Source organism: Mesorhizobium sp. (assembly GCF_004962245.1).
Lineage (GTDB): Bacteria > Pseudomonadota > Alphaproteobacteria > Rhizobiales > Rhizobiaceae > Mesorhizobium.
Map to the genome: position 1 here is coordinate 84,796 of NZ_SUHQ01000007.1, position 12,420 is coordinate 97,215.

Annotated in this window: 8 protein-coding genes and 1 pseudogene; 4 read left to right on the top strand and 5 right to left on the bottom strand. The window is 61.9% G+C overall.

Annotated elements, in window-relative coordinates; translation table 11 throughout:
- Positions 1-109: 109 nt before the first annotated feature.
- The 5 genes and pseudogenes from E5X88_RS09625 to E5X88_RS09645 all read right to left on the bottom strand — a co-directional run bounded on the left by E5X88_RS09625 (position 110) and on the right by E5X88_RS09645 (position 9,266).
- Positions 110-1,314 (bottom strand): annotated as a pseudogene (locus tag E5X88_RS09625) (succinylglutamate desuccinylase/aspartoacylase family protein).
- Between the two features lie 103 nt (positions 1,315-1,417).
- Positions 1,418-3,070, bottom strand: a complete 1,653-nt coding sequence (locus tag E5X88_RS09630; protein WP_292160703.1) for an alpha/beta-hydrolase family protein — start codon at positions 3,068-3,070, stop codon at positions 1,418-1,420.
- Positions 3,071-3,488: 418 nt separating this feature from the next.
- Positions 3,489-4,154, bottom strand: coding sequence for a class I SAM-dependent methyltransferase (locus E5X88_RS09635; RefSeq protein WP_292160706.1), 666 nt, complete (start codon positions 4,152-4,154; stop codon positions 3,489-3,491).
- Positions 4,151-5,449 carry a DUF3419 family protein gene (locus tag E5X88_RS09640; RefSeq protein ID WP_292160709.1) on the bottom strand — a complete coding sequence of 433 codons (1,299 nt, stop codon included), beginning with the start codon at positions 5,447-5,449 and terminating at the stop codon, positions 4,151-4,153. The genes E5X88_RS09635 and E5X88_RS09640 overlap by 4 nt, the downstream gene beginning before the upstream one ends.
- Positions 5,450-5,480: 31 nt before the next feature.
- Positions 5,481-9,266 carry a hydantoinase B/oxoprolinase family protein gene (locus tag E5X88_RS09645; RefSeq protein WP_292160711.1) on the bottom strand — a complete coding sequence of 1,262 codons (3,786 nt, stop codon included), beginning with the start codon at positions 9,264-9,266 and terminating at the stop codon, positions 5,481-5,483.
- A gap of 179 nt (positions 9,267-9,445) precedes the next feature.
- Here E5X88_RS09645 and E5X88_RS09650 point away from each other — a divergent pair, with 179 nt between their 5' ends.
- From E5X88_RS09650 to E5X88_RS09665, 4 genes are all read left to right on the top strand, one after another.
- On the top strand, positions 9,446-9,646 hold the full coding sequence (locus E5X88_RS09650) for a hypothetical protein (RefSeq protein ID WP_292160713.1): 201 nt from the start codon (positions 9,446-9,448) through the stop codon (positions 9,644-9,646).
- Positions 9,647-9,940: 294 nt separating this feature from the next.
- Positions 9,941-10,660 carry a DnaJ family molecular chaperone gene (locus E5X88_RS09655; RefSeq protein ID WP_145720024.1) on the top strand — a complete coding sequence of 240 codons (720 nt, stop codon included), beginning with the start codon at positions 9,941-9,943 and terminating at the stop codon, positions 10,658-10,660.
- Positions 10,657-11,424 carry an N-acetylmuramoyl-L-alanine amidase gene (locus tag E5X88_RS09660; RefSeq protein ID WP_292160717.1) on the top strand — a complete coding sequence of 256 codons (768 nt, stop codon included), beginning with the start codon at positions 10,657-10,659 and terminating at the stop codon, positions 11,422-11,424. The genes E5X88_RS09655 and E5X88_RS09660 overlap by 4 nt, the downstream gene beginning before the upstream one ends.
- A 184-nt stretch (positions 11,425-11,608) precedes the next feature.
- The gene (locus tag E5X88_RS09665; RefSeq protein WP_292160720.1) at positions 11,609-12,385 is read left to right on the top strand and encodes a lytic transglycosylase domain-containing protein; all 777 of its coding nucleotides are present in this window, start codon (positions 11,609-11,611) and stop codon (positions 12,383-12,385) included.
- The last annotated feature ends 35 nt before the right edge of the window (positions 12,386-12,420 follow it).

Here is a 12,420-nt window from a genome sequence, read left to right on the forward strand (position 1 = left end):
GCCCGGCGATATCGAATTCACCATAGAGCACCACTTCGGCGACGCGATTGGATTGCCGCGATCAAGATCGCTCATCAGTTCACCTAAGCCGCCTCGGAAGGCTGTGAACTCACTCGGGATAAGTCTCAACGCCCTCTGTCGTCGCCTTGTGAAAAAGGATAAATGCCAAGGGGTTGCCGGGCTCGGCCATTGCATCGCTGCGCTTGCCAGTCATCTCTCCAGCCACGCTGCTTGTATACTCCGCAACCACGTCGCCGAAGCTATTGCGCTGGACGGCCACCTTCTGTCCGGGTTCGACCTTGTCGTTGAGCTTGACCAGATACTCGACCAACCCGCCTTGGGTTGCCAGGATCGGGAATGCGCTGTTGCCGACAAAGACGGTCACGTCCTTGCCCGTGCGTCCCATCGGCCCGGCGACGATGCCGTGATGCTTGAGCACGTTCATCGTGCCTTCCACGAATAGCCCGATCATCTCGAGGTCCAGGTGGCGGGCAGCCCCGATCTCCGGGCAAAAGGACGGGATGCCCGCGGCGTTAAACGCGTTATGGAGGACATTGGGATATGTAGGATTGTCGAAGATCTGGCCGATGGGATAGAGCTCCGCCATCGCCTTGATCTCGGGCACGTCCATCTCGGCAATATTGAATGCGGTGACCTCGAATCCGGTCGTTCCGGTATGGAAGTCGATCGCGAAGTCGGCGTTGGGCCGCAGCAGCCGGTTGAACACCAGCCCGGCGTGCCGGCTTGCCGCGGTGAAGCCGTTCTCGTTGCCGGGCCATTCCCGGTTCATGTCGATCAGGTCGGCGCCCCTGCCCGAATTGGGCCATCGGCGCTGCATGCTTTCGAGGGCCGGGCGGGACACGTCCGTGACCGCCATCACCGTGCCCGACATCTGCGCCGGGTCGAGTTGGTTCATCACGGTCTGGACCGTATGCACAGACTCATCTCGTCGCCATGCACACCACTGACCAGGACAGCGCGCTTGCCCGGCTTTGCCCCCTTGGCGACCGTCACGGACACATACCAGTGCTGTCCGGTGGGCATCTGCACGCCCTGAAAATACAGAAGGTGCTTCTTGCCGGGCTCCAGGTCGTTGACGTCGAGCGCGCTGACGACTTTCTTCCCCTGGATCACATCGCCGGTATAGACCGTCCCTGATGGCGCACCCGATGCTGGGCCGGCAGGGGAAGCCGCTGTGTCCTGGGCGTTCGCGGCACCACCGTTGGCCGTAAGGGCGGCCGCCGCTCCGAACGTGGCAATGGAGGCTACTAATAGATCGCGGCGATCGAGGCCTTTTTTAGGGTTGTCCGACATGATGAGGATCTCCTTATGTCATGTGGAAAGCCAAAGTCGAATGCCAAATGTGTAGATTTTCGCAAGCAAACCGCTCGCATAACGCACTCGTCGCAGGCAGCGATCACATCCTGCCGCGAGCGGCAAGATACTGCTTCAATCGCGCGATCTGGTCGGCAGACCAGCCCTGCGGATCAGTCACCGCGAGCCACGCGTCGACGTAGTGTTCGGGCGCAAAGACATGACCATAGCCCATCGGCGTATTGGTCGCGACGGCCATGTCAAAGGCCAACTGTAGCATCGATACCACCGGATACCACCGCAGTTCCGGCGAGACGTCCGGGCCGCGTGGAGCGTCCATCCACTGGGGACGACGATAGAAGTCGCGATAATCGAAAAACGTAATCGCATCGCTGGCATATTGGAGGTAGACAATGCGCATGGGACCCCAAGGCGCGTCCGCCGGACCGGACTCGCCATTCTGGTTCATGAAGCGGACGAACGAACCGTTCCGGAACCGCGGCAACCAAGCAGGCGTACCGGCATTGCGATGCTCCGTTATGCTGCGCCAGATTCTGCTCTCAAAGGGCGGACCGCTCCACAGCGCCCCTTGGACAGGGTCACCAAGTATCTCGAAAAGCTGCACCGATCTCTCGGAGTTCATCGCTCCGAGGCTCAGGCCATGCAGATAGAGTTTGGGTCGCCTGTCGTGGGGAAGCGTCGTCCAGTATTCATAGATTGCGGCAAACAAAGCCCTTGCTGCTTCAGAGCCGTATTCCGGTTCGACCAGCAACGATAGCGGGCTCGACAGATAGGAGTACTGCTGGGCAACACTCGCCACGTCGCCATTGTGGAGGTATTCAACTGTATCCATCGCGGCGGGATCGATCCAGCCACTTCCGGTAGGCGTGATGACGACCAGTACGGAGCGTTCGAAGGCCCCGACGCGCTTCGATTCCTCAAGGGCAAGTTGCGCCCTCTCATCGGCCGTGTCGGCCGCGCGAAGCCCCACATAGACCCGGATGGGTTCGCGCGCATCCTTTTGCGTGAACGTGCTTATCTCGCTAGCGGTAGGTCCCGTCGCGATGAACTCCCGTCCTGCCCGTCCAAGTTCTTTCCAACTGACGAGGGAAGCGGCGCTGCCGGATTTGAGCGGAGCTGTCGGCTGCGCTCGATCCGGTTCGACGAGGGCATCAAGCGTTGCGAAGGACGAATCGGCGACGTAGAGCGCGTAGCGAACGAGCACGCCATTTGCGACCGCCCAGAACAGCAATATCGCGACAGTGAAACCGAGTACATTCGAAACCCTGCGGGGGACGAAGCGGCCCGACCTTTTTGAAATCAAACGGGAGATGCGTTTGAAGAGCCGGACCAACGCGATGAGCATCAGGAACATGACGATCGCGATGACGCAGACTTCAAGCGGATGCGCGCTCGTCACGGGTTCGAGGTGCATCAGTTGACGGATTGAATTTTGCCATTCCGCTGCCCACCATAAAAACAAGATGGCGATTGCCGCGCAAATGGCCGCGACGGCGATCTTGAGAGTAAGCAGGAACCGCTCACGCGGTTCCGGAAGCTCCATATAGGCCCACAGCCAGCGCCACGCGACTCCGAAGCCGTATCCGGCGGCGAAACATGCCCCGGAGAGCACGCCCTGGGTCAGGTAGGTTCGAGGAACAAGGGTCGGCGTAAGAGAAGCTACGAAGAACAGCGTACCCACGACGAGGCCGCCGGCAGAAAGCGAGCGCCAGAACTTTACCACCCAGTTGCGCATTTGGCCGCTTCGCTTCTCCCAGGATAGTGGCCTCGCGATGAATACGACCAGCCCATCATGGCTTGCTCTCGCGTTTTGTAGAAGGAGGTCAGGATAAATTTCCAGCTGCTCCGTCTGGCAAGTCGCAATATCTGGTTGAGTTGCATTGCGATCACCAAAAATCCCGTCGCTGTTGGAGAGCCAATGTTTGCAAACGGCGCGACCGCACCGCGAAGCCCGGACGGGTCAAGAGGATACTCGGTTGAGCGTTGGCCTTTCGCGCCGGAAGACACAAGCGGCGTTCGCCCGGTCTAGTCTAATCCGATTCCAGAGTTCGTTCTCGTGAAGAGCATGGCGAGGTGGACGGCAATGTCCGCTCCTGACGCGCGAAGTTGCCCGTCTTCGACTCCGGCTCGGCCTGAATTTCTACACACCTTGGCTAGTTGCGCTGCCCGACCACGGCCAGCCAAGCATAGCCGCGATAAAGTGTTCTGAATCTGAGGCTTGCGCCGACTCTTGCAGATTCCGATTCCACGACGTCGCGCAGGGATTCACGTGGCTCGACATGGAATTTTCTCAGCCAGCCGCGCAGCAGTGTGCGGAACCAGCCGGGCAGGGCCTCCTGCTGACCGAAATCGACGACATGCAGCGAGCCATCGGGTGAAAGGGCGGCAAGTGCCGCCGACACCGTCTTCTCCCAGCCGGGGATCATCGACAGCGAATAAGACACGAATATGCGGTCGAAACTTTCAAGGCCGAACAGCGCCTTCGCATCGAAATCGGTGGCGTCGCCGCGCGCCAGCGCAACACGGCCGGACAAGCCCTCGCGCGCCATGGCAGCGCTGGCTGTCTCCAGCATTTCGGCGGAAATATCGAGGCCGAAGAAACGGGCATCGGGGTAGCGGCGGGTGGCAAGCACGATGTTGCGGCCGGTGCCGCAGCCGAGTTCGAGCACCGTGCCGCCAGCCGGCACGTCCAGCCCTGAGATCAGCCGGTCGCGGCCAAGCAGATAGTATTTGCGGGTCAGGTCGTAGAAATGGCGCTGCCAGCGATAGACGCCGTCCATCAGTTCGGCATGGCTGGCCGGCAGCTCACTCGTGCTCATGCGGCCTGCTTCACATAGAGGTGAAAGCCGCCATAGATGGCCGAACGGTCGCGGGCCGAGAATTCGCGCGAAGCCTCGTCCGCATAGCTCCACTGGTCGAGCAGCGAGTTCGAAACCCGGCCGGGCAAGAGGCTGGGTTCGGCCGCGGTGCGGAAGATGACGCGGGCACCAGTGGAAGCGGTGCGGGTGATCTCTGCCCACAAAGCGTTGAGCTGGTCGTCGGTCATCCAGTCCTGTGCGTCGAGCAGCACGAAGCGATCGACCGAGCCGGCGTCCTTGCCGGCGAGGAATTCGATGAAATTGGCGTGGTGGATGACGACGCGATCGACATTGTCGCGGATCGTCTTGTAGTTGCGCTTTTCGAGATAGGCGGGGAGTGCTGCCTCGCCGGGATTGGGATAGCGACGCGCAAAAGCCTGCCAGGCGAAATAGTTGGTTTTCAAAGGAAAATCGCAGGCGAGCTTTTCCAGCCGCGCCTTCAGGACACTGGCCATGGTGCCGTCGCCCGAGGTGATCAGCGAATCGTACTGCGCCGGCGGAATGCCGAGCCCGAACAGCGAGGCCTTTCGCGAGGTAGCCCATTTCAGCAGCGGCTCTTCGAAGACCGGCGCCAACTCCTCGTTGAAGAAGCGGCGCTGGTCGGCAAGGCTTTTGGCTTGCATGATGCCGGCCGGGTCGACGCCGAAGAATTTGGCGGTGCGGTGACCCATGGCGATGAACAGGCCGAGCAGGCCGGTCTGGTAGAAGTTGCGGTCGAAGACGGCGATGCGGCGACGGCCGCGCCAGTTGCGCCGCTCCCAGTAGTGACGGCTGACCGGGTCGAGATGCGGTGCGATGAAGCGGTCGTAGGCTTGCGAATTGTGACGGGTCTCGGCAGCGCCGAAGAAACGGAACAGGTCGCCCTGGGACGGCAGATGGCGCACCGCCTCCAGTTTCATGCGGTTCAGCGCGATATGGGCGGCGTTGAGATCGACGGCGTCGATCCTTTCCGGCGACCGGGTGAGATAGGCGAGGATGTTGCAGCCGCCCGACGCGATGGTGACGACGCGGTGGCCCTGGCCAAGCTGCATCGCCTCCATGTCGACATCGGGGTCTTCCCAGATCTGCGGATAGACGAGGCCGGAAAAGAGGAAGGCGAAGAGCCGTTCGGAAACACCGGCCTTTGAAAGGGGGCGATTCTGATAGACGGCCTTGCCAACTTCCTTGCCGCGGCGAAAAACCAGTTCTCCGGAAAGGTCCGTCATGACAAGGCGATTCCCCGTTTGCTTTGGCGCAAGCGGGTATCGCAAGGTCATGACAAGCCGGTGACAGCCTGTTGACGCCAGCTCAGGCCTTACCAAACCCACCCGGCGTCGGCGTCGTCACGATGACGGCCTCGCCGGCCTCGAGCACCGTCTGGTCGCAAGCCTTTAGGACTTCGACGCGGCCGTCCTTGCGGCGGACCTTGGTCGATCCGACCTCGCCATCGCCGCCGCCGTCCAGGCCTTGCGGCGGGCGGTTGCGATGCGAGGACAGGATGGCGCACTCCATTTTTTCGAGGAAACGGATGGTGCGCTTGGTGCCGTCGCCGGCACTCCATTTGCCTTTGCCGCCCGAGCCTTCGCGGATGTGGAAATCCTCAAGCAGGACGGGAAAACGCAGTTCCAGCACTTCCGGATCGGTCAGGCGCGAATTGGTCATGTGGGTGTGGACGCCGGAGGTGCCGGCAAAGCCACGGCCGGAGTTCATCCGGCCTGCCGGCGAGCCGGAGCATATCGTCTCATAATACTGGTACTGCTTGTTGCCGAAGGTGAGGTTGTTCATCGTGCCCTGCGCGTTGGCCATCGCGCCCATGGCGCCGAACAGCGCGTTGGTGACATGCTGCGAAGTCTCGACATTGCCGGCGACGACCGCCGCTGGATACGCCGGCTTCAGCATACAGCCATCCGGGATGACGATGTTGATGGGGCGGAGGCACCCGGCATTCATCGGGATCATGTCCTCCACCATGACGCGGAAGACATAGAGCACGGCTGCGCGGGCGACCGGCTCGGGCGCATTGAAATTGTTTTCCATGACCGGCGACGTGCCGGTGAAATCGACGGTCGCCTCGCGCTTCTGCCGGTCGACCGATATCTTCACCTTGATCACCTGGCCGGTGTCGGTGGGATATTCGTATACGGAACTGTCGGGCAGCCGCTCCAGCACGCGGCGCACGCTCTCGGCCGCGTTGTCCTGGACATGGCCCATATAGGCCTCGACCACGCCAAGGCCGAAATGCGCGACCATCTTGCGAAGTTCGGCGACGCCTTTTTCGTTGGCGGCAATCTGCGCCTTGAGGTCGGCGATGTTCTGGTGCGGATTGCGCGCGGGATAGCGATGGTCGGTGAGCAGCGTTTCCAGTTCCTTCTCGCGAAACCTGCCGCGATCGACAATGCGGAAATTGTCGAACAGCACGCCTTCCTCGTCGACGGTGGTGGCCAGCGGCGTCATCGAGCCAGGCGCCGTGCCGCCGATATCGGCATGATGGCCACGTGAGGCGACGTAGAAGAGAATCTTAGGCGATTGGCCGATCTCCCCCACAAGAGGGGAGATTGCGCGCGCTTCCTCGAACACCGGCGTGACCACCGTGATATCAGGCAGGTGCGTGCCGCCATTGTAGGGCGCGTTTAGGGCAAAGACGTCGCCGGGATGGATGTCGCCGGAGTTCAGCCGGATGATCGTCTCGACCGACCGGTCCATCGAGCCGAGATGCACCGGCATATGCGGCGCGTTGGCGACCAGCGCGCCGTGACGGTCGAAGACGGCGCAGGAGAAATCCAGCCGTTCCTTGATGTTGACCGAATAGGCGGTGTTTTGCAGCGTCACGCCCATCTGCTCGGCGATCGACATGAACAGGTTGTTGAATACCTCCAGCATGACCGGATCGGCTTCGGTGCCGAGCGCCGCCTGCCGGCGCTTTTTTTCGACGCGGCGCAGCAGCACGTGGTTCTTGGCGGTGATTTCGGCCTGCCAGCCCGGTTCGACGACGATGGTCTGGTTCGGCTCGATGATCAGGGCAGGGCCGGCAACCTTGTGCCCCGGTTTGAGCGCCTCGCGGCGGAAGATGCCGGCGTCGCGCCAGGTGCCATCGGTGAAGATTTGCCGGCGCTCCGAATGGCTTGCGGCCATATCCTCAAGGACTGAATCACTTTCCTCGCGGCCGGCGCCACCGGTGTCGATGCCTTCGACGCCGACCGATTCCACGATCATCGGCTTGTCGTCATAGACGAAACCGAACTGCGCCTTGTGCGCCGTTTCGAAATCGCCCTTGGCCCGTTCGATCGAGCCGTGCTCGAAATTCACGGGCAGTGCGGTGTCTGTGCCGTCGTAGCGGACCTGCAGCACCGGTTTCGAGGCGACGGCGTCCTCGGTGATGCCTTGTGCTGCAAGTTCGTCGATGACGGCTTTTCGCAATGTCGCGATAAGCTCGTCGATTGCCGGTTCGGAGTCTTGCGCCAGTGGTTTCAGCAGCGCCTGCTGGCGCGAGGCAAAGACCGAGGACAGGCCGATGCCATAGGCTGAAAGCAGGCCGGAGAAGGGATGGATGAGCACCGCCTCCATGCCGAGCGCATCGGCAACGAGACATGCGTGCTGGCCGCCGGCGCCGCCGAAACAGTTCAGCAGATATTCGGTGACATCGTAGCCGCGCTGCACGGAAATCTTCTTGATGGCGTTCGCCATGTTCTCTACGGCGATGGTGACGAAACCTTCCGCGACCGCTTCGGGCGCACGGCCATCACCGATTTCGGCGGCAAGTGCCGCGAATTTGCTGCGGACGACCTCCACATCCAGCGGCTCATTCTGGCCAGGCCCGAAAATGGCAGGGAAGAAATCGGGCTGCAGCTTGCCCAGCATGACGTTGGCGTCGGTGACGGCCAGTGGTCCGCCGCGCCGGTAGGCGGCCGGGCCGGGATTGGCGCCGGCCGAATCCGGGCCGGCGCGGAAGCGGCCGGCCTCGTAATGCAGGACCGAGCCGCCGCCGGCGGCGACGGTGTGGATGCGCATCATCGGCGCGCGGATGCGCACGCCGGCGACCTCAGTGTCGAAGGCGCGTTCATAGTCGCCGTCATAATGGGCGACGTCGGTTGAGGTGCCGCCCATGTCGAAGCCGATGACCTTGTCAAAACCGGCGAGCTTCGCCGTCTCGACCATACCGACGACGCCGCCGGCCGGGCCGGACAGCAGCGCGTCCTTGCCCTGGAACATGTCGGCGGCGGTGAGGCCGCCCGACGACATCATGAACATGAGGCGGGGGCTTTCCCTCCCCCTCGAGGGGAGGGTGGCGGCGAAGCCGCCGGGTGGGGTCGGCTCGACTGGGTTCGGCGCTCTGGCGGTGCCTTCTGATACTACCCCCTCTGTCGGCTCCGCCGACATCTCCCCCTCGAGGGGGGAGAGAACGCCGAGCTCTTGGCCAACCTTCCGCACATATCTCGACAGAATCGGCGACAGATAGGCGTCGACCACGGTGGTGTCGCCGCGGCCGACCAGCTTGACGAGCGGCGAGACCTCGTGACTGACCGAGACCTGCGAAAACCCCAATTTTCTGCAAACTTTCGCAACCGCCTTTTCGTGGTCGGGATATTTCCAGGCATGCATGAAGACGATCGCCACGGCGTCGATGCCGTCGGCTCTGGTCTGTTCGATGGCCGGGCGTACGGCGGCGATGTCGAGCAGCCGTTCGACGCGGCCGTCGGCGCGTATGCGCTCGTCGACCTCGATCACGCGTTCGTAGAGCTGTTCGGGAAGAATGATCTCCTTGGCGAAGATGTCGGGCCGCGCCTGATAGGCGATCCTCAGCGCGTCGCGAAACCCTCGGGTGATGAGCAACAGTACACGGTCGCCCTTGCGCTCCAGAAGCGCGTTGGTGGCAACGGTGGTGCCCATTTTGATGTCGCCGATCAGGCTGGATGGTATCGGAGCGCCGGATTTTAGTCCGAGCAGCTCGCGAATGCCCTGGATGGCGGCGTCGGCATAGGCTTCAGGGTTTTCGGACAGCAGCTTGCGCGGATGCAGCCCGCCTTTCGGATCACGGCCGATGACATCGGTGAAGGTGCCGCCGCGGTCGATCCAGAAGTCCCATTTGGCGGTCACGGCAGCGGCTCCCAGGCATTTTATTGATTCAACGTGTTAATTCGCCATGGCTTGGCCGGCAACAGCCAAGAGGAGGATGTTACATACGGAAATGCAACGTTATGAAACTCATAGGCACCTTATGCATTTTGTCTTGGATCGCCACCGGTAGCGGGGGCGTGATTTAGAGGAGAGATATTATGAAGAAACTCATTCTTGCGTCGGTTTCGGCGCTTGCCCTGCTTGGCGTCGCGGCTTGCAGCGACAGCGGCACGGGCGGGGACGGCACAACCACGCAGAGCACCAATCCGCCGGCGGCCGAACAGCCGATGCAGCCGGCTCCTGACGCCACGAAGCCGGCCGAGCCGGCTCCGGCAGAGCCAGCTGCGCCCGCGCAGTAGTTCTGATGTAACGAACAGAAGGCCGGCATGATGCCGGCCTTCTGACGGCTTCGACACGCGCCTAGCGGTCGAAAGCGGTGGTTGTCGTCACCGCGAGGGCGAAAGCATGGCCGCGCCCATCACTTTTTCGCCCAGGGCCTCCCAGCCCGGCATGTTCCACGCCAGTTTCCCCGAGAAGGCGAAGCTCGCCGTCAGGAGGGCAACGAACGGCCAGAGTCCGCGAAATCGATTGGGTTGGCCCTGCGGCACTGTCTTCGCTTGATAGCGGTAGGCGGTTGGCCCTATTAGGTGCTCATGTCGATTTGGGATCGCCTCGGCGACTTCATCACACGCGTTTCGTCCTCAACCTCGTCGGGTGTCGCCGACGTCGTCGAGGCCGTGCGGACGGTTTTCTCCGGCGATGCGGATTTGCGCCGGCGCGTCGCTTTCTCGGTGGCGATGATCGCGCTGTCCGCCAAGATGGCCAAAGCCGACGGCATCGTCACGCAGGACGAAGTGCGCGCCTTCCAGGAAATATTCGAAGTGCCGAAGGAGCAGACGCGTAATGTGGCGCGGCTCTACGATCTGGCCAAGCGCGACATCGCCGGCTTCGAGACCTATGCGGAGCGGATGGCGCAGCTTTGCGGCTCAGGCCATTCGAACTGCGTGATGCTGGAGGATATCCTCGACGGGTTGTTCCACATCGCCAAGGCCGACGGGCTGGTCCATGAGCGGGAAGGCCAGTTCCTGCATCGCATCGCCGAGATCTTCCGGATCGAGGAGGCGCATTACCAGAGCATTCTGGCGCGGCACGTCGATTTGGGTGCGGCCGATCCCTATGTCGTGCTCGGTATCGAACGGGGAAAACCGTTCGAGGAGGTCCGAAAGCGTTATCGCAAGCTGGTTTCGGACAACCATCCCGACCGGCTGATCGCGCGCGGCCTGCCGCAGGAATTCATCAAGATCGCAACGAGCAGGATAGCGGCGATCAATGCGGCCTATGAGATGATCGAACGAGGCCTGCGACACGCATGAGCGGCTTCCTGCCCGACGAGCCGACCGCCGACGTAAGGGTATCGCCGAATTTCGGTCCACGCCGCGAGACGGCAAAGCCCGACATGATCGTACTGCACTACACCGGCATGAAGACCAGCGGCGGCGCCGAAGCCTGGCTGTGCGATCCAGCCAGCGAGGTTTCGTCGCACTATCTCGTCCATGAGGACGGCCGCATCGTCCAGATGGTCAGGGAAAGCGACCGTGCCTGGCATGCCGGCAAGAGTTCCTGGTTCGGGCGCGCCGACATCAACTCCTGTTCGGTCGGTATCGAGATCGTCAATCCGGGGCATTCGCTGGGCTATCGGAATTTTCCCAAACGGCAGATCGATGCGGTGATCGGTCTGTGCAAGGGGATCGTCCGGCGCCATTCCATCCCAGCCCAACGGGTGCTCGCCCATTCCGACGTGGCGCCGGGACGCAAGCTCGATCCGGGCGAGAAATTCCCCTGGAGGGCCCTGTTCGAGGCCGGTGTCGGCCACCTCGTCGAAGCGGCACCCGTCAGGCGCGGCGCGGTGCTGAAGGCCGGCGACGCGACTGCCGAAGTCGAGGCGTTGCAGTCGATGCTGGCGCTCTACGGTTATGGCGTGGAGATATCAGGCGCTTTCGACCGGCAGACCGAAATCGTTGTCGAAGCTTTTCAGCGGCATTTCCGGCAGCGTTTGGTCGATGGCGTGGCCGACGGGTCGACAATCCGCACGCTGGAAAGGCTGCTTGCTTCCATCAGGGCGGTTCCGTCCAGGTAGTCTTTTCCTGGCCGTTAAGTTACAGTCTGTCACTCAAAGTGACTTGCCCCGCCTTCTTTGCCGCCAATTCGACCGTCAAAGGCGATCCGTGCAAGTTGTCGGATCTACAGCCCCCCGGATGTTCCGATGTTGAATTAGCGTAGCTGCGTGAAACTCTTCGCGCGGTCCAACAGAACAGGATCACATGCAGAAATTGACCGTTTTAACGGCAGCTGTTGCTGCCGGCGTAATGACTTTTGCCATCGGTGCCGCGAATGGCGCGCCACTAAGCCAGCGGGCAGACCAAGGTTTCATCACCGCATCCGATAAAATCGCCGCGCCGAAAGCCGGCCAAGGCGCAAAGGAAAAAAAGGTGAAGAGGGCATCCTCCGCAAAGGCTGAAAAAGCGGCTGCGGTAAAAGTGAAAAAGCCAGCCTCTGCAAAAAAGCCAGCCTCTGCAGAAAAGGCGGCCTCTGCAGAAAGGGCAGTCTCTAAGCGGCATGTGAAGCGCAACAGGAAGCGCATCGACCGGGCGACGACGGCGTCGATCGGCCGGAAGAGCCGGGCGGCGCCGAAGACGGCGGTCGCCGGCGACAGTGGGCAATACTCGACGATCATCGAGCGTCATGCCGCCAGCAACGGTGTGCCAGTCTCGCTCGCCAAGGCCGTCATCAAGATCGAGAGCAACTTCCAGCCGAACCAGGTTGGCAGCGCCGGCGAGATCGGCCTGATGCAGATCAAGCCGGCGACGGCGCGGATGATGGGTTACAGCGGCTCGATCAAGGGTCTCTACGATCCGGAGACCAACATTAAATACGGCATGAAATACCTCGCCATGGCGCGGAACCTCGGCGGCGGCACGACCTGCGGCACGATCCTCAAATACAATGCCGGCCATGGCGCCAAGCGCATGAACCCGGTGTCCGCGGCCTATTGCGGCAAGGTCAAGGTACAGTTGGCCGCACTTGGAGCGCCGGCCTGACAAAGTCATAACCCGCTTTTTCGTTTGCGTTTTTG